Annotated in this window: 19 protein-coding genes; 3 read left to right on the top strand and 16 right to left on the bottom strand. The window is 43.9% G+C overall.

The annotated features are described in order from the left end of the window. Positions 1-41: 41 nt before the first annotated feature. The 3 genes from ACWPVL_RS04700 to polA all read right to left on the bottom strand — a co-directional run bounded on the left by ACWPVL_RS04700 (position 42) and on the right by polA (position 3,768). Positions 42-539 (bottom strand): kinase, encoded by a 498-nt coding sequence (locus tag ACWPVL_RS04700; protein WP_454387245.1) that lies wholly within the window; start codon positions 537-539, stop codon positions 42-44. After that, on the bottom strand, positions 540-977 hold the full coding sequence (locus tag ACWPVL_RS04695; protein ID WP_125383618.1) for a CoA-binding protein: 438 nt from the start codon (positions 975-977) through the stop codon (positions 540-542). A gap of 148 nt (positions 978-1,125) precedes the next feature. Continuing rightward, the gene (polA, locus tag ACWPVL_RS04690; protein WP_454387243.1) at positions 1,126-3,768 is read right to left on the bottom strand and encodes a DNA polymerase I; all 2,643 of its coding nucleotides are present in this window, start codon (positions 3,766-3,768) and stop codon (positions 1,126-1,128) included. 98 nt (positions 3,769-3,866) lie between these two features. On the opposite strand from polA, the gene ACWPVL_RS04685 reads away from it, so the two are divergent. Together ACWPVL_RS04685 and ACWPVL_RS04680 are read left to right on the top strand one after the other, a co-directional pair. After that, on the top strand, positions 3,867-4,409 hold the full coding sequence (locus tag ACWPVL_RS04685) for a histidine phosphatase family protein (RefSeq protein WP_454387241.1): 543 nt from the start codon (positions 3,867-3,869) through the stop codon (positions 4,407-4,409). 92 nt (positions 4,410-4,501) lie between these two features. Next, complete coding sequence (locus tag ACWPVL_RS04680) at positions 4,502-4,987, top strand: YcxB family protein (protein WP_454387239.1); 486 nt, start codon at positions 4,502-4,504, stop codon at positions 4,985-4,987. 47 nt (positions 4,988-5,034) lie between these two features. On the opposite strand, the gene ACWPVL_RS04675 is transcribed toward ACWPVL_RS04680, so the two are convergent. From ACWPVL_RS04675 to ACWPVL_RS04625, 11 genes are all read right to left on the bottom strand, one after another. Continuing rightward, positions 5,035-5,649, bottom strand: coding sequence for an HAD-IA family hydrolase (locus ACWPVL_RS04675; protein ID WP_454387237.1), 615 nt, complete (start codon positions 5,647-5,649; stop codon positions 5,035-5,037). Continuing rightward, the gene (locus tag ACWPVL_RS04670) at positions 5,646-6,923 is read right to left on the bottom strand and encodes an MATE family efflux transporter (RefSeq protein ID WP_454387235.1); all 1,278 of its coding nucleotides are present in this window, start codon (positions 6,921-6,923) and stop codon (positions 5,646-5,648) included. The genes ACWPVL_RS04675 and ACWPVL_RS04670 overlap by 4 nt, the downstream gene beginning before the upstream one ends. A 26-nt stretch (positions 6,924-6,949) precedes the next feature. Beyond that, positions 6,950-7,435 (bottom strand): immunity protein YezG family protein, encoded by a 486-nt coding sequence (locus ACWPVL_RS04665; RefSeq protein WP_454387233.1) that lies wholly within the window; start codon positions 7,433-7,435, stop codon positions 6,950-6,952. A gap of 63 nt (positions 7,436-7,498) precedes the next feature. After that, a complete protein-coding gene (locus tag ACWPVL_RS04660; protein WP_454387231.1) occupies positions 7,499-8,149 on the bottom strand; it encodes a hypothetical protein in 651 nt (216 codons plus the stop codon). A gap of 188 nt (positions 8,150-8,337) precedes the next feature. Beyond that, positions 8,338-8,790 (bottom strand): SMI1/KNR4 family protein, encoded by a 453-nt coding sequence (locus ACWPVL_RS04655; protein ID WP_454387229.1) that lies wholly within the window; start codon positions 8,788-8,790, stop codon positions 8,338-8,340. Between the two features lie 58 nt (positions 8,791-8,848). Further along, entirely contained in the window at positions 8,849-9,334 is a 486-nt protein-coding gene (locus ACWPVL_RS04650) for an immunity protein YezG family protein (protein WP_454387227.1), read from the bottom strand. A 221-nt stretch (positions 9,335-9,555) separates the two neighbouring features. Beyond that, complete coding sequence (locus tag ACWPVL_RS04645) at positions 9,556-10,128, bottom strand: suppressor of fused domain protein (protein WP_148878380.1); 573 nt, start codon at positions 10,126-10,128, stop codon at positions 9,556-9,558. 42 nt (positions 10,129-10,170) lie between these two features. Further along, complete coding sequence (locus tag ACWPVL_RS04640) at positions 10,171-10,650, bottom strand: HNH/ENDO VII family nuclease (protein WP_454387224.1); 480 nt, start codon at positions 10,648-10,650, stop codon at positions 10,171-10,173. A gap of 292 nt (positions 10,651-10,942) precedes the next feature. Beyond that, positions 10,943-11,329: an Imm48 family immunity protein gene (gene imm48 / locus ACWPVL_RS04635; RefSeq protein WP_313962919.1), complete on the bottom strand. Its 387-nt coding sequence runs from the start codon at positions 11,327-11,329 to the stop codon at positions 10,943-10,945. A 297-nt stretch (positions 11,330-11,626) separates the two neighbouring features. Further along, positions 11,627-13,111 carry a threonine synthase gene (thrC, locus tag ACWPVL_RS04630; protein WP_454387222.1) on the bottom strand — a complete coding sequence of 495 codons (1,485 nt, stop codon included), beginning with the start codon at positions 13,109-13,111 and terminating at the stop codon, positions 11,627-11,629. Positions 13,112-13,383: 272 nt separating this feature from the next. After that, positions 13,384-14,079, bottom strand: a complete 696-nt coding sequence (locus ACWPVL_RS04625; RefSeq protein ID WP_454387220.1) for a GNAT family N-acetyltransferase — start codon at positions 14,077-14,079, stop codon at positions 13,384-13,386. Between the two features lie 331 nt (positions 14,080-14,410). Between ACWPVL_RS04625 and ACWPVL_RS04620 the strand changes: the two genes are divergently transcribed. Then, the gene (locus ACWPVL_RS04620) at positions 14,411-15,256 is read left to right on the top strand and encodes a MurR/RpiR family transcriptional regulator (protein ID WP_454387218.1); all 846 of its coding nucleotides are present in this window, start codon (positions 14,411-14,413) and stop codon (positions 15,254-15,256) included. A gap of 272 nt (positions 15,257-15,528) precedes the next feature. Here the strand turns inward: ACWPVL_RS04620 and ACWPVL_RS04615 are convergent, their stop codons facing one another. Together ACWPVL_RS04615 and ACWPVL_RS04610 are read right to left on the bottom strand one after the other, a co-directional pair. Next, positions 15,529-16,413 carry an ROK family protein gene (locus tag ACWPVL_RS04615; RefSeq protein WP_454387216.1) on the bottom strand — a complete coding sequence of 295 codons (885 nt, stop codon included), beginning with the start codon at positions 16,411-16,413 and terminating at the stop codon, positions 15,529-15,531. Positions 16,414-16,430: 17 nt separating this feature from the next. Further along, positions 16,431-17,348, bottom strand: coding sequence for a dihydrodipicolinate synthase family protein (locus ACWPVL_RS04610; protein ID WP_048791786.1), 918 nt, complete (start codon positions 17,346-17,348; stop codon positions 16,431-16,433). Positions 17,349-17,362 lie beyond the last annotated feature (14 nt).

The raw sequence follows: 17,362 nt of genomic DNA, 5'->3' as shown, positions 1-17,362 counted from the left end.
TGATGCAAAAAGCACAGAAGTTCCTCCTCCTGTGCTTCGTTTCAAATTTTCTTTAAATCCTGAACGATCCGCTCAAAGGCTGCCTCCAAGGAATCTTCGTCCCTAAAGAACGATTCTTCTTGCCAGCCTAAGAAATTTCGATCTTTCCACCAGCGCTTCATGTCGGCCGGGGTAAATTCTTCTTGCTTCGCTCTAGTCTGATGGCGGCGGACGGTTTCTTCGAAAGTCAAATCATAGTAATATGCTAGGGTTTGAGAAGCAAACAAAGTCCGCAACCGCTCTAGCATGTGCTCATAAATATCTGTCTCATAGAAACCTTCTACCAAGACCAGCAAATCATGTTCGTAACCAAAATGAGCTAGGCTTTCCGTCAGGTCAATAGACAAATTTCCCGGCTCTACTTTTTCCTTGAGCATGTCCCGTCTAACTGTGTCCTGCGCAATCAAAAGAGTCCCACGACCATAGTATACCTGCAGTTTCTTAGCCAGACTCGACTTGCCAGAGCCGGAATTGCCACGAATGATGACTAACTTGGCCATTTATTCGCCTAGAATCAAGCGTGTATGCTCGCGTTTGATGCAGCGATCCATAACGATATCTTCTCGACCAGCTGCCCGCAAAATTTGCTCAGCTTCTTCATTTTCCAAGCCCAACTGAGCCCAGAAAATCTTGGCATCTGCTTCCAGAAAATCACGCGCCACATCTGGCAAAAACTCGCTACGACGGTAAACATCGACAATATCCACTGGGAACGGAATATCTTTGAGACTGGCATAAACTGTTTCACCAAAAATCTGACTGCCTGCTGCTCGCGGATTGACTGGGATAATGCGATAGCCTCGCGCTTGCATTTCCTTAGATACACGGTTACTGGTCGTTTCCTCACGGTCTGATAGACCGACAACAGCAATCACCTTGCTGGTTTCTAGATAGCGCTTAACAACGCCGTCACTGGGATTTTGAAAATGGTAAGTCATAATGCTCCTCCTGTTTTATAAATAATTTTTAACTTTTCTAACAATGATATCTTAGCTGAATACGGTACAAAAAAGATGCTTTTCCTCGCATTCCTTGAATGTTGTGTCAGCTTTCTATTTTCACTTTGTGTTTTACGCCCTTGATATCTTATTTCGCCTCGTACCAAGTTTGGCCGGCATTTTCATCTGCTACCAGTGGAACAGCCAATTCAATCGCAGCTTCCATGGTTTCTTTGACCAGCTGGCGGACGGCTGTTAGCTCGTCATTTGGCACTTCCAGCACGATTTCATCGTGAACCTGCAAGAGCATGCGAGACTTGAAATTCTTCTCTGCCAGAGCTCGGTCCAGATTAATCATAGCCACCTTGAGAATGTCTGCGGCGGAGCCTTGAATCGGGCTGTTAATAGCTGTGCGCTCCGCAAAATTTCGGATGTTAAAGTTGCGGGAATTGATATCTGGCAAAGAACGACGGCGATGGTAAATAGTCTCTACATAGCCCTTATCACGCGCCTCGCGGACGATGGTTTCCATATAATTCTTAATCCCTGGGAAGCGCTCAAAATAAGTCTCAATATAGTCCTTGGCAGCCTTGCGGGAAATGCCCAGATTATTGGCCAATCCGAAGTCAGAAATGCCATATACCACTCCAAAGTTGACAGCCTTGGCATTGCGGCGGTCATTGGGCGTCACATCCTCTGCCTTTTCAATACCAAAGACCCGCATAGCGGTAGCCGTATGAATATCTTCTCCATGCTGAAAGGCAGCAATCAAATGCTCGTCCTGCGAAATGTGAGCCAGCACCCGCAGCTCAATCTGGGAATAATCCGAGCTGAGAAGCACACTGTCTGCCCACTCCGGTACAAAGGCCTTGCGAATCAGGCGCCCCTGCTCCAAACGAACGGGGATATTCTGCAGGTTCGGGTCAACCGAGGACAGGCGGCCCGTCTGAGTCAAATCCTGAACATAGCGAGTGTGAATCTTGCCGTCAGCCGCAATCGCCTCCTGCAGTCCGATGATATAAGTGGACTGGAGCTTGCTGATTTGACGGTATTCCAGAATCTTAGACACAATCGGTGCAATGGGTGCTAAACGCTCCAGCACATCCACCGCTGTCGAGTAGCCCATCTTGGTCTTTTTGGTGTACTCCAGTGGCAGCCCCATATCCTCAAAGAGAATGGTTCCCAGCTGTTTCGGTGAGTTAATATTGAACTCCTGACCAGCCAGATCATAAATCTCCTGCGTTAGACTTTCCAGCGTCTTTTCATTTTCTGCCTGCATACCCTGCAGGGTTTCCCGCTCAACCTTGATCCCCGCAATCTCCATCTTGGCTAAGACAAAGGCCAGCGGCTGCTCCATTTCAAGCAACAAACCCAGCTGGTCGTGGGAACGGAGCTGCTCTTGCATTGGCTCTTCTGTTTCCAGCAGTACTTGAACCTTACGAGCTAGATGCTCAAAGAGCTGCTCTTGCTCTGGCAGAGCGCGCTTGGCTCCCTTGCCATAAACCTCATCATCCGTCAGCAGGATTGTTTGGCCGTAAAGCCGAGCAATAGTCGCCAGCTCATTGTCTTCGACCGTCGAAAGCAGATACTTGGCTAGGCGCGCATCAAAGGCTGCTGCTGGTAGCTCGATGCCATAATGACTGAGCAGTACCTTGGTCCGCTTGAGGTCGTAGGTTTTCAGAGCTGTTTTTGTCAAAAACTCCTGAAAGAGAGGTTGCTGCAGTAAATCGCTGGTGCCAACATAAATCTGACGGCTATCGCCCCAGGCAAGACCGACAATCTCTTCCTTGTGGTAGTTGTCACCCAAGATTTCAAAATAGAAGAATTGCTCCGGTGCCAACATATCCGCTGTCACCTCAGTCACTTTGATAAATTCAATTGGTTTGACTTCTACCGGCTCTTGACCAGTTCCTAGCTGCGCTTTGAGCTGCTTGAAGCCCATCTCGTCGTAGAACTTGCTCAGTGCCTCTATCTGAGGACCCTTATAAACCAAATCATCTAGCCCGATTTCAATCGGAGCCTGAGTATTGATAGTGGCTAGGGTTTTTGATAAGAAGGCCTTGTCCTTGTCATTGATCAGATTTTCCTTCATCTTGGAAGCCTTGAGCTGATCAATATTTTCATAGAGATTTTCCAAAGAGCCATACTCCAAGAGGAGCTTGAGACCAGTCTTCTCGCCGATCTTGGTCACGCCGGGGATATTGTCCGACTGATCGCCCATCAGCGCCTTAAGGTCAATGAACTGCTCTGGCGTGATGCCCATCTTTTCCATGAGGTAGGCTGGGGTAAATTCCTCAAACTCGGCCACGCCTTTCTTGGAAATCTCCACAACGGTATTATCATCGGTCAGCTGAATCAAGTCTTTATCGCCACTGACAATGGTCACATCGTAAGGCACAGCTGTCTTTTCAGCCATCTTGTCCAAGGTTCCGATAATGTCATCCGCCTCGTACTGAGCCAAATCGTAGTAGTGAATGCCTAGGTGCTGCAGCATTTCTCGGATAAAGGGCAACTGCTCACGAAATTCATCCGGCGTCTTGGCCCGACCAGCCTTATAGTCGGCGTACATCTCGGTCCGGAAGGTCGTCTTTCCAGCATCAAAAGCGACTAGGACATGAGTCGGCTGCACGCGCTCCAAGAGATGGTTGAGCATGAGGTGGAAGCCATAAATGGCATTGGTGTGCAGGCCCGATGGACTCTTGAAACGATCGATTTGATTATAAAGCGCAAAAAAAGCGCGAAAAGCAACAGATGAACCGTCGATTAATAATAATTTGTTCTTTTTTTCCATAGGTTTATTATAACACGAAAGGCGGACAAAGACAGAAAAGGCGGCGTGGAAAATAGGTAGAAAATGAATGGAGATTTAAATTTTGCTATAATTATCCTATGAAAAACACTTACTATTTTATCCGTCATGCACATTCTAACTATACACCTGATGAAATCAACCGACCATTATCAGACAAAGGGCGAGAATCCTTGGCACAGATTGAATTTTTAGCAAACAAATCCATTACCGCCATTTATTCTAGTCCCTACTGCAGGGCCATTCAAACGGTCGAGCCTTTAGCACAAAGTCTGAAACTCGCTATTCAAACCGACAAACGGCTAATAGAGCGAAAGCTAAGCAGTCAAGCGATTGCTGACCAAGATTTTGAAGAAGCCCTCATGAAACTTTGGTCACGGCCAACATTTTCACTTGTTGATGGTGAATCCAATCAGCAAGCTCAACAGCGTGCTTTAGCTCTTCTTCATGAGCTAGAAAGCAAACATCAAAACGAAGAAATTATCATCAGTTCCCACGGCAATCTGATTTGCATCTTGCTGAGCGCATTTGACTCCAGCATTGATTATGACTTCTGGCGCAGCCTAAGTATGCCAGATGTACTGGTTTTAGACAAAGATGAAAAAATCACTCGCCTCCTCTAAAAGAAACTTGCCTTGCCTCGTATCGCCTAGCAAGAGCCAGCTATATCTTATCTCTCTTCTATGGTATAATAATAAAAACTAGGAGGTGAAGCATGTTCCCAATAACCATTCCAACTCTTGTGACTGAGGAAGTGTATCAACGATTTGCTTGGTCTGTTTTCTTACGTGGAAAAGGATTCTTATTAAATATTCTCATCTTTATAGGAATCATGTCGCTCTATCTGACCTTTATACCTGAGCAACTGAAGCAATTTTCCTTCTTCATCGTGCTATTTACATCTTTGATTATATTCCCAGTAATGTACTTTGGCACGGACTTTCAGATAAGGAAGGCCTATCGAAAAACTCCTTTCTGGAAGGATATGGAGCAAACTCTTATATTTGAGAAAGATAAATTTTCTGTAAAAAGCAAACGAGGAGAGTTTCTTTATAGCTATGATGACATCGTCAAAGTTTTTCATACTAAAGAAGATTTTTATATCATGTTGGGACCAATTGTCGGTTTCCCTATTGAAAAAAAGAACTGTACTCCTGAGGCTCTTGAGTTCTTGCTAGAACTTCACATTGAGCATATGTAAAAGAAAAAGCAGGCTAGACTGACAGTAGATCAGTTCTGGTCTGCTTTTTATCTTGTAAATAATTGCTTGATATCCACCAACTTCTCTATTTTCTGGTTGATTTCTGATCGGTAGTCACAGAAGTTAATGCTCTGGATGCCACTATTGACTGCGACATCTACATCTAGGGTCCGGTCCCCGATATAGTAGGTTTCCTGCTTATCCAGGCCATATTTCGCGAGCAGATAGTCGACACCCTCTGGGTGGGGCTTGCGCTTAAAGCCATTGGCCGTTGTGATGATTTCTGTAAAATAGTCATGAATGCCCAAGTCTTGCAAGATTTGATGGGCATTGAGTCCCTTGTGGGTATAGACGAACTGGGCAATGCCCTGCTCTTTAGCCCAAGCCAGTATCTCCGCCGTTCCTTCCATCAGATGAATCTGAGCATTCTTCTCCTTTAGACTTGCTCCACGGAAGGCATTCATCTCGGCAGCGTCCAGCCCTTTCTCAGACGCTACTTTTTCCAAAAGCTTCTGGACAGAGTGCTTTAGGATATAGCTGTGAATACTCGCCCTGTCGAAGTCCAAACCATAGTGAGTATAGGTTTCCTCAATTCCTGCCAAAATAGCATCATAAGAGTCCAGCAAGGTTCCGTCCAAATCCCAAATAAACGCTGTTGTCATGTGATTTCCCTCATTTTTCTGTCGTATAAAACCTTTAAAAATAGCCAGCGGAAGCCATTGTCCAAGAGAGTCCCAGCCCAGACTCCTGGCAGACCCAAACCAAAGGTCACACCCAACAAATAGCCTGAGATGATGCGGATCAGCCACATACCAATAGTCGTGGCATAAAAGGGCAGTCTGGCATTGCCCAGCCCCTGCCAAACCGCTGTGTAAATCACGGTTCCCACTGCCATGGGAGTTCCCAGCAGGGAGAAGAGGATGACTGAAAGACTGGCTGTGATCGCTCCGCTATTGTCCGTATAGAGCAAGGTCAGGGGTCGACCAAGGGCGAAAATCCCTAAAGCCAAGGGCAGCATGCAAGCAAAAGACAGCCAGAAGACCCGCTGACGAATCAGACTTACCGCTTGCATATCTCCCTCGCCAACCGCATGGGCTACCAGCATGACGGTTGCTGTCGCGACCCCAAAGGCTGGCATGTAGTTAAACTGAGTCAGGACTTCACCGATGGCATTCCCCGCTACTGCATCCGTCCCAAAGACGACCACAATGGCGATAATCACCACATCGCCCGCCCGCATCATGAGCCGCTCTCCAGCAGCCGGCAGAGACAGGCGCAAAAGCTCTCCATCTAAACCCCAGCTCCAGCTGATCGTGGACAAGTCTAGCTTCCACCAAAGAATCAGTACACCAACTAGACGAGCCAGCACCGTCCCCAGCGCTACACCGACAATGCCAAGCCGAAAGACATAAATTCCCAGAGCTGAAAAAAGGGCATTGAGGACATTGGTCAGAAGACTGACATACATGGGAAATCTGGGATTGCGCGTGACCCGCACTAAAGCTCCAAAGGAAGTCATCAAGCCTAGCAGGACAATGGTCCCACCAACCAGAGCCAGATAGAGACCACCTGCTTCAGCCACCGCTTTTTCCGTCCCCAGCAGATCCAGCATCTGCCTGCCAAAGAGCAAGGAAATCAGCCCCAACAGAAGGCTCAGAAGCAGCGTCAGCTTGATAGCCTCAGCTATATGATAGGCCAAACGCTCCTTGTCTCCCTGAGCCAGAGTCTTGGAGATGAGACTGGAAACAGCAGCCCCCAGCGCGATAAAAATTGCCTGATAAATCGTAATGATATTGCCGGCCACCGAAACACCAGAGATCGCAATCAGCCCCAGACTGGCCACCAGATAGCTGTCGACCATGCCCATGAGCATCTGCAAAAAGTTCTCCGCCATAGCCGGCAGAGCAATGTTCATGATTTTTTTATAACTCGTCATCCACAAAAATTCCTAATACAATCAAACTACTGTCTATTATGTTCCTTCTGGAAGGCTTCCATGGCCTTGAACTGCTCTAGTTCTTTTTCGTTAGCTGGTTGCTTTCCGAGATATTTATGTTCAAAAAAGTCCAATTGCTGGCCTGAGCGAAAACTGCTTTCATTCCATGGTGCATAGTCAAATTCAGCAGATAATTTCGTACCAAGAACCTTTATCGTACAAGAAGTCCACAAAGGTTGTTCTTCTTTCTCAAAAATTTTTCTCAATTCCCAAGCCAATCTAAAGGTGCGTCTTTCTTGATTCCGAAATTCTAAATTAGGAATACCATACCGCTTTGGAATATAGAGATTGTAGATATACTCATTTTTCCCCTCTTCATTAAAGAAATAATATACCTCTCCCCCATCAAAAGCAAGATTTATACCAATATAAAGATTATCCCAGACTACTGGTATTGTCTCATTAACACTCTGTGCAATCTCACGAATTTTCTCATTCATTTGTTCTTCCATGTTATCCTCCAGTTAGGTTGTGTTAATTTCAAGTTAAAACTGGGATTAGATGCCACTGTCTAGCTAAAGCCTTTCTTTACAATAATCAACGATATATTCATTAATCCATTTACTCTTATTTTGGAAGTCTCCGAAATCTCGTTTTGCGATTAAGCCTTCTGCCATTTGAAGTGCTTCTTGGTATTGTTCCCGGTGGATCATTAAAAGCATCCCCATTAGATCATAGCCGGCAATCCTTGGTCCATTCTCAATTGTGTAAGCATAAAAATCTTCAAAACTTGCGAACCCACTGATCAGTTTTATGACTTCTTCATGCGCCTCTGAGAGCCCCTCGAAAACCTTAACTTCAACTTTTTCTAAGTCAAGATTCTCCATCGTCCAGTCTTCTCTAACTACCTTATATGGTAATGATAAGTCATGAACCGTAAAGGCTCCTACTGCCCGAAGACTCATGGGCTCCTGTGAATTACTCGCCATATCAAAGACTTCCCAAAAAATATCATCAATAATATAGGGTTTGATATAAGGACGAATGATTAGACGAAACTCATTATCTGGAAAATCAATATCAATCATATACTTAACCAGATAGTCTCCTACTTTATCAAAAAACCTTTCACTTCTTGATTTAAGTTTCAAGCGCTTAGCTGCCGAACGGATAGACTGCTTCAGTTCTTTATTTAGTTGTTTATCTATTTTTGAAAATTTTACCATTCCATCACCTCACCAATCTGGTCTGCTTACTTTTATATTGATATTCGCTGAGAGCCCGAGGCCACCTTTCAAGCTCACTTCTTCAAAACTTAAAATGACCTTTACTAATTATATGATTCTAGTATAACATAAATAAAATGAGAACTTCCTCTGCTAATAAGAAGGCCACCTCGAGGGTGGCGCTGAACTTATTTCTTTTCAACTTTTATCATTGCTAAAAAGTCTGAGAAGGTATTTGCCAAGAAAAATACATTCTCTTCATCAGATGTTTCTGGAAGACCAAAATTACTGTCCCAAAAATAAATACCTCTATCCGCTCCTTCCAAAATATGAATAAACATACCTCCACCATATTCAACTGCAAAAATATAAGTAGACGATGGAAGTTCACCATTAAAGTCATGATTCCAGGAAACTAAATCAACATTCTTATCCTCATTTTTTCCCAGAAAGAAATTAATGACTAGCTCATCTGTCAAGCTAGGTGCCTGAATAACCATATATTCATTCTCTACATGACCACCATTTGAAAAAGATAAAAATTCTTTATAATCTGATGGAAACTTCAAGTCTAACCTTTGTTCAAGTTCACTTACCTCTAAATTAGAAAGTCTACCAAAACATTTCAAATTATTTAACATCACAATCACTTACCTAACCCGCTACTAGACTAGAGCGTTTCCAACTTCTTAGAAATAACTATTTTCCATTATGTTCCTTCTGGAAGGCTTCCATAGCCTTAAACTGCTCAAGTTCTTTTTCGTTAGCTGGTTGCTTGCCCAAGTATTTATATTGGAAAAAAGAGGTTCTAGCACTTGGCCCAAAGTCACTTTCAAGCCATGGTGCATAATCAAAGTCTACCGATAACTTGTTATTTTCATCCAAATGAATCAACCCCGCTGACCAATCGCTCAATTCATGATCCATAAATACTCTTTTTAATTCCTGAGCTTTTTCAAATAATTTATCGTACTCCTCAAAGAATTCCAACTTAGAAACTCCAAAATCTCGAGGAATATAAAAGAAATAATGGTACTCTCCATTGTATTTAAAGAAAAAGTTAACTCCTCCACTCAAAGTTCTGTCCACTTCAAAATTGATATAAAGATCATCCCACTCAACTGGAATCATATCGTTGGCTTGATGCACAATTTCAATAATTTTTTCATTAATTTGTTTTTCCATTTTATCCTCCAGTTTAGATTCTAGCATGTTTCATTATAATCCTAGTATACCACAAACCATATGTACCAACGTTTGGAAAATCAAAAAGACCACCATTGAGGCAGTCTTTTATCCAATTTCCATGGTCGCATGTCAACCGAGAGCGAGGTCGAACTCACAACTGATGTTTATGAGTTTAAAAACAGGAAGGTCTCTGCTCCTGAACGAAGATAAAAAATTTATTACACTACAGAAGGCCTCATAAAATCATAAACATCTATCTGGTGCTCTTCAAATAATTCCTCTAACTTCTGTGGTCCTAATTCGGCGCCATGCTTTTCTAAAAACTGAAACTCAGCTTCTGTAATAGGGATCGCTTGTAACCACGTAACATACTCTTCATCAAAATCAAAAGATTCTAAATCCCACAAGAAAGGCTGAGTGAAAAATATATGATTTACTTTCGCATTAGGATAGTAATTTCTAATAATATTTGGATAGACTGCACCTGGAGAGATGCTGTACTCTCCCCTCACAATATTAAAGCCACAGTCTGCTATAATATTTGGAAAATATTCCAACTCCGCATCAGCTGCTCCAATGATTTCAACTCTTAAAGGCTTATCATTTATTCGACGATAAATTGTATATTCTGATAAGCCAATTGTTGCTGCAGTTGTTAAATAATCATCCGGACGATTCTCTCCAATGAATAAATCTAATTTGTTATCGTGATTTCTAAATGTATAGGCTTGAGGAACTCCCCCTACAGCCCTTGCAATTTCCTGTGCAATTTTAACTTTATCGTATTTCATTTGATTCTCCTCCTTAAATTTACTACAATAAAAACTATTTTATTACGGTCCATAATATAGATTAGAACCAATTTCGCCTTTATGAGAACGGTTAGAAATTAGTAACTCTGGCCTAAAATGATCTACATTATGATATTCATCTAAAAATTGTTTTCTTGAAATCCCTCTCTCAGCAGCACTTTGTTGATGCTTCCAAAACTCATATCCTGGTTTATATCCCATATCCCAAGCTTCACTTTTATCTATAACTTTGTTTGTAAGTGGATCCAAAACAACACCATCATCATTTTTAGCAATTTCCCAGACCTGATCTCGCATACCCTTTCGATAACCAGAGGGACGTTTATAAAGTTTCTTCTCTTTTCTTGTAAGTTTTCGTGGTTTTATTTCTCGTCCTGCGTCACCACTAACTGCTTCCAAACCTCTCGCCACATCATCGCTATGCTTGGCCAAATGTTCGCTTGTTTCTTTTCCGAACTCTGTCGTTACCTTACGAGCTCCTCTACCTGTATCAGCAGCCATGTTGTAGACACGGGCACCGCTTCGGCTGAAATCGTCACTAAAGTGAGCATTAGCATAGGCAAAGTTATCGCCCAGATTCGATAGACCATTTCGGAAACTCTCACGAAAGGCATGATAGCTTGGTGATATTTATGCCAAGTTTTCACCAAATTTGCTGGCTCTACAATCCCAGTATACCACAAAATCTATGGACAAGCGTTTGCCAAACCACAATAGACCACCATGTTATCCTCCGATTTGAAAACTGACGAAATAAGTCCGATTATAAAATCGAATGCCCTCCCCTATAACATTAACTTTTCACTACTTGAACAATGTCCTTAAAATCATCTGAAAGAGCGCCAAATTGACTGTCGGAATATAGGAAGTAGCCTTCTAGACCTCTGTGGATAATCGCATGAACCGTTGGATGAAATTCCTTATCCGTCGCATTGATGACAAACTGTGTCATTTCAAAGGCTAGCTCGGGAGTATACTGAAGCTTTTCAATACCAATTCGAATCATCAAGGCTTGGACATTTTCTGGACTAATGGAATCCTTTTGCGCCTTTCCGTTTAACATCCCGAAAATATAGGCTGCTGCCAACTGTCTGTCAAGATCGTCGGCCAAATCAATCGTGACCAAACTTAAAAATTTATCGACCATTTCAATGCTTTCATTGACGATAATTTCGTTCATAACAAATCCTTTCTAGAAATACCGATCGATTCCTTTGCAATATCCACAAGGAATGTAGCTTACTTGATAAAGCCTATATAATTAAATAACTATGCAGTAAGAACTACCAGCTTAATGCAAGCGACGTTTCCTAACTTTATGACACTAGTATAGCATAAATAAAATGAGAACTTCTTTTGTAAATAAGAGAACTATCTTAGAGATTTCCAAGTTCTTGGACTGTAAAAAGATTGAAAACTCTACAATACTAAAAAATCAGCCAGATATCCAGCTGATTTTAGGCTTTCTAAGCCATTTTTACAAGCCCAAGTAATCCTCGACTGCTGCCTGCATTTGGTCTGCAGCGACCGTCGTTTTGTGGCGAACTAGTGCTGTTTCTAAGCCGTCCACAGCTGGTGGCAGGGCTACGCCAGAAAGTTCGTGCAGTTGGCCCAAAGCCTCAAAATCACTGAGTCCTGTCTGACCAGTCACAGCCTCAACGGCCACGACTGGGAATTTATAAGGACTAGCAGTAGATGCGATAACAGTCTTGCGCTGATCACCTGTTTCTGCCAGATATTTTTGATAGACAGCGGACGCAACGGCTGTATGTGGGTCTTCAATGTAGTCGGACGCTTGATAGACCCGCTTGATTTCAGCTGCTGTTTCTTGCTCTGTCGCATAGTCAGCCGCAAAGAGCTCTAAAATCTCAGCGTCGAAGTCGGTCAGTTCATACTGGCCTTGCTCATTCAGAGCCGCCATCAGAGCAGCTGTTTTCTCAGCGCTGTTACCAGACAGATGGAAAATCAAACGCTCCAAGTTAGAGGAAACCAGAATATCCATGGATGGACTAGTGGTCACCTTGAAGCTCCGCTTCTTGTCATAAACCTGAGTCTTGAAGAAATCCGTCAGGACATTGTTTTCATTCGATGCGCAAATCAGCTTGCCAACTGGAAGACCGATTTGCTTGGCATAGTAGGCCGCCAGGATATTGCCAAAGTTCCCCGTCGGAACGGTAAAGTTGACCTTGTCGCCTGCTGTGATTTCTCCCGTCTTCACCAGCTGAGCATAAGCATAGACATAGTAAACAATCTGCGGCACCAAACGGCCGATATTCATAGAGTTAGCTGATGAAAACTGCAGTTTATGCTCCAAGAGACGAGCCCGCAAGTCTGTGTCGTTAAACATCTGCTTGACATTGGTCTGGGCATCGTCAAAGTTGCCATCAATGGCCACCACATGCGTATTGGCACCTGTCTGCGTCGTCATTTGCAGCTCTTGGACCTTGCTGACACCGTCTTTCGGATAGAAGACGATGATTTCAGTCCCAGGAACATCCGCAAAGCCTGCCATAGCCGCCTTGCCTGTATCGCCAGAAGTAGCTGTCAGAATAACAATTTTGTTTTCCAAGCCGTGCTTTTTGGCCGCGGTTGTCATCAGGTGAGGCAGGATAGACAAAGCCATATCCTTGAAGGCAATAGTCGCCCCGTGGAAAAGCTCTAGATTGTACTGACCATCCAGCTTGACCAAGGGAGCAATCACCGCATCATCAAACTTGCTGTCGTAGGCATGGTTGATACAGTAGTCCAGCTCTGCTTCAGAAAAATCATCCAAAAATGCAGACAAAACCAGCTTGGCTACTTCCTGATAAGAAGCGTCTTTGAGCTTGGCAAAGTCCAAATCGACCTGCGGATAGGTAATGGGCGTAAAGAGCCCGCCGTCTGTTGCCAAACCTTGCAGAATCGCCTGGCTGGCTGTTACTCTATTCTTTTCGTCACGCGTTGATTGATAAACTAAAGTCATTCTCTCTCATCCTTTATCTGTAGTTCGTTTTATTATACCAAAATTTATCAGAAAATTCTCCATTTTCATCAAAATTAAAAAACAAAAAGAGAGTGGGACAGAAATCGGTAATTCGTTAGAATTCGATTTCGTCGTCCCACCTCCGCACAGTTGAGTAGGGCTGTAAAAGCTGATGAAATCAGCGTAGTAGAGCCCACTCAACCACTGCGTCTTGCTCGACAATCCAAAGACAATTGAGAGGCTAGGACTTTTGTCCCAGACTCAATCAAATATCAAAACTCAGACAAGGCTTTTATTTGCTGGCCCTTTTCGTCGAAATTGTCTGGGCTCAGCCATTTCTCCAGACGAGTCTTGACGGCCGGCCAATCGCTGTCAATCATAGAGAGCCAGTCGGTATCTCGGTTGCGTTCCTTATAGACGACCGCCTGACGGAACCTACCTTCGTAGGTAAAGCCCAGCCGCTCTGCTGCCCGCCTTGAGGGCTGATTGAGTGCATCGCATTTCCATTCGTAACGGCGATACTCCAGCTCTTCAAAGACATAGCGTGCCAGTAAGTACTGGGCTTCTGTAGCCAGTCTGGTGCGCTTCAGCTGCGGTGAATAGGTCACAGCGCCTACTTCAATCACACGATTGCCTCGGTCAATTCTCATTAAAGCGAAGGTTCCCAGCGCCTTTCCACTCTCCTTGTCCACAATGGCATAGTGGAAACGATCCTGAGCTTCCAGCATCCGATCTAGCTTCTGGGACCATTCTGCCTGATTTTGGGCAGGATTTTGAAAGAGATAGGTCCACATATCCGCAGGTGAATCCGGACCATACACTTCATACAAATCCGCTCCATGCTTATCTTTGGACAACCGCTCAATGACAACATACTGACCTTCTATTCGCTCTAGCTTAGGTAAGTCCCCCGGCTTAAAATCTGGCAGAGCCTCTCCAATAGGCTGGCCTAGTTCATTGATTCGCATAAAAACCTCACAATATAACTTTACTGATTTCCACAATAAGAATTAGAAGCTGTAGTGGCAGTGACTCCTATCTTCTTTGCTTCAGATCCAAACTTGGAACATTACTTGTGTAAATTATATCACTTTTTCTTTCATTCGGCGCAAACTTTAGGAAACACCTCTTCAGAAAAAGGCGGTCATAATATCTAGAAATGTTGAGATTACAGTCTACTCATACTTTATTGGAAAGCCAGATCTGACAATTATTAGTTTTGTAAACGCTTTATTTTCTCTAAACTATGTTATAATGAAAATACGTTTTTATTATTTTGACCAAAGAAAGTGACCCATCATGAGACACCAGCAAAATATCTTGGCCATCATCGAAAGCTGTTACGACATTATGACCGATGTCGAAAAACAGATTGCCGACTATTTTTTGACTCCGACAGAGATAGAAGGGGACCTGTCCTCCCTCGAAGTAGCCCAAACCTTACACATCTCACAGGCAGCCCTGACCCGTTTTGCAAAAAAATGTGGCTTCAAGGGCTATCGGGAGTTCAATTTCCAATATCTCCAACAACTGAAAATCAGTAAAACGGAGCATACAAATCTGAAAAATGCTTCGTCCCGCCAAGTCCTACGCAACTATATTCAAATTCGGCAACAAACCGAGGACTTGATTGACGAAAAAAGATTGGAGCGCGTAGCCCAGCTGATTGAAAAAGCAGATCGTGTCTATTTTTTTGGCACGGGAAGCTCGGGGCTCGTCGCCCGCGATATGAAACTGCGCTTCATGCGCTTAGGGGTTATTTGTGAAGCCCTGACAGATGCGGATGGCTTTGCTTGGACAACGAGCATTTTAGACAAAAACTGCCTAGTTATCGGCTTTTCTCTTTCAGGTCAAACCCCATCTATTATTGACAGCCTGATTGATGCCAAGGGCATGGGGGCTAAGACCGTGTTAATCACTGGCCAGCCTGATTTGATTAAAGAAGATTTTTCAGAAATCATCCCAGTTGCAATGCAAAGTAAACCTCAGTTCATCCAACGAATCTCAGCTCAGTTCCCAATGCTGCTGATGATTGACATACTTTATGCCTTTTTCCTAGAAATCGACCGAGAGAGAAAGGAAAAAATCTTCAATAGTTACTGGGAAAATCACAAACTTAACGGCTATTACCGTAGGCATCAATAAAAGGCTAGGACAAAAATCCTGGCCTTATTTTTAACTCCTTGATGGGTTACTGACTGCTCAACCTCAAAGGGCTGGTACTTCTTAAAAGTCTTGGGCAACCTTTTAAATCTACTTCTAAAGACAAGGGAGCAAAGTTAAATTTTTGGAAATTTAGCTCTATCCACCGAATTTTTCCTGTCATGTCAACTTCTTCTAAAGTACTATCTGTCCATCTACAGAAGCAGTTTTTCTAGAAGCAAGAAACCTGAGGTCACTCCCCAGGTTTGCTTAGATTACTGATGTTTATTTTTAAAGTGGTAGTAGGCTCCGAACATGCCTGCCGTATTTTGGTGATAGGCAAAGGCTAGTTTGGTCTTCTCAGCTATGCTCGGCACCAGAGCATCCTTGAGAGCCGCTTGGATACGCGGTCGAAGAATGGCCTCTTGCCCCATAATACCACCGCCCAAGACGACGATTTCCGGATTGACGACATAGCAGATATTGGCAATTCCTTGACCCAGATAGCCAACCATGCGGTCAATTCCTTTGATACAGAAGGTATTGCCCTCGGTCGCTTCTTTGAAAATCCTGCGACCATTCCAGAGAGATGGATCTTCTCCGTGCAAGTCAGCGACATATTGAACCAAGGCTGTGGTCGAAGCCACATCCTGAAAAGCCCCGTCCGGCAGGTGCAGATAGCCTACTTCGCAGGCTGAGTTGCTAAAGCCGTGAAAAACTTGCCCATCCGCTACCAGACAGCCACCAATCCCTGTCCCAATCGTCAGACAGACAGCAATTTTTGCTCCCTTACCATGGCCAGACATGACCTCAGCCAGACCGGCACAATTGACGTCGTTCTCAATCTCGCAAGGAATAGAAAATTCCTCCTCCAAGACCTTCTTAAATTGCGTCCCAGCATAGTTAGGAATCTGAGGACCAGCGTAAAAGATTTCTCCCTTGTCTGGATCCACCATGCCAGCTGATGAAATACAAATCCCAGCCAGAGGTCCTTTTTCTAAATAGGCTGCAACAATGCTTTCAACCTTTTGCATAATCTCTGGACCACCCTTATGGGCTTCCGTAGGTATTTCATGGGCTTCTACTAGCGTTTCTTGGTCGTCTATCAGGCCGTATTTGATATTGGTACCGCCAATGTCAATCGTAACATAATTTCCCATAAGCATCCTTCTTTCTTTTAGAGGAAGCGCTCCTTAGTTTCTTGGATCAAGGCCGCTGCTGCTTCTACGACTGGACGGTCTGCTTCTACGACTGGTGTCAAAGGAGCACGGACAGAGCCGATAGCCAGTCCTTCGTTGAGCTTGAGAACTTCTTTGATAACAGCATACATATTGCCGTGAGCACTGGTTAGCTTGCCGATAATGTCGTTAATGGCAAACTGCAGCTCTTTAGCTCTTTCTAGTTCCTTGTCTGCAATCAGTTGATTCAGTTTAAGGAAGAGTTCTGGCATAGCTCCATAGGTACCACCAATTCCAGCTGCTGCTCCCATGAGACGACCACCCAAGAACTGCTCATCTGGACCGTTAAAGACCAAATGGTCACTGCCACCAAGTGCTGCGAAGGTCTGGATATCCTGAACTGGCATGGAGGAATTTTTCACCCCAATCACGCGCTCATTCTTCAGCATTTCCTTATAAAGACTCGGAGTCAGCGCTGCACCAGCCAACTGCGGAATATTATAAATCACAAAATCAGTATGTGGGGCAGCCGCACTGATATCATTCCAGTACTGAGCGACAGAATATTCTGGCAGACGGAAATAAATCGGCGGAATAGCCGCAATGGCATCAACTCCTAGAGCTTCCGCATGTTTTGCCAACTCGATACTGTCTTTAGTATTGTTGCAGGCTACGTGAGCAATGATGGTCAGTTTGCCCTTAGCAACTTTCATTACCTCTTCCAAAATTACTTTTCTGTCGGCCACGCTCTGGTAGATACATTCGCCTGATGAGCCGTTGACATAGAGACCTTGCACGCCCTTGTCGATGAAATACTCCACCAAAGCGCGAGTCCGCTCCGGGCTGATTTCACCCTCCTCGTCATAACAAGCATAAAAAGCTGGGATGACACCGTGATATTTCTTTAAATCTTTCATTTTCAAATTTTCTC

Source organism: Streptococcus sp. Marseille-Q8145, assembly GCF_965112035.1.
Note: the sequence above shows the minus strand (reverse complement) of the source record. Positions and strands in the feature narration are given on the sequence as shown.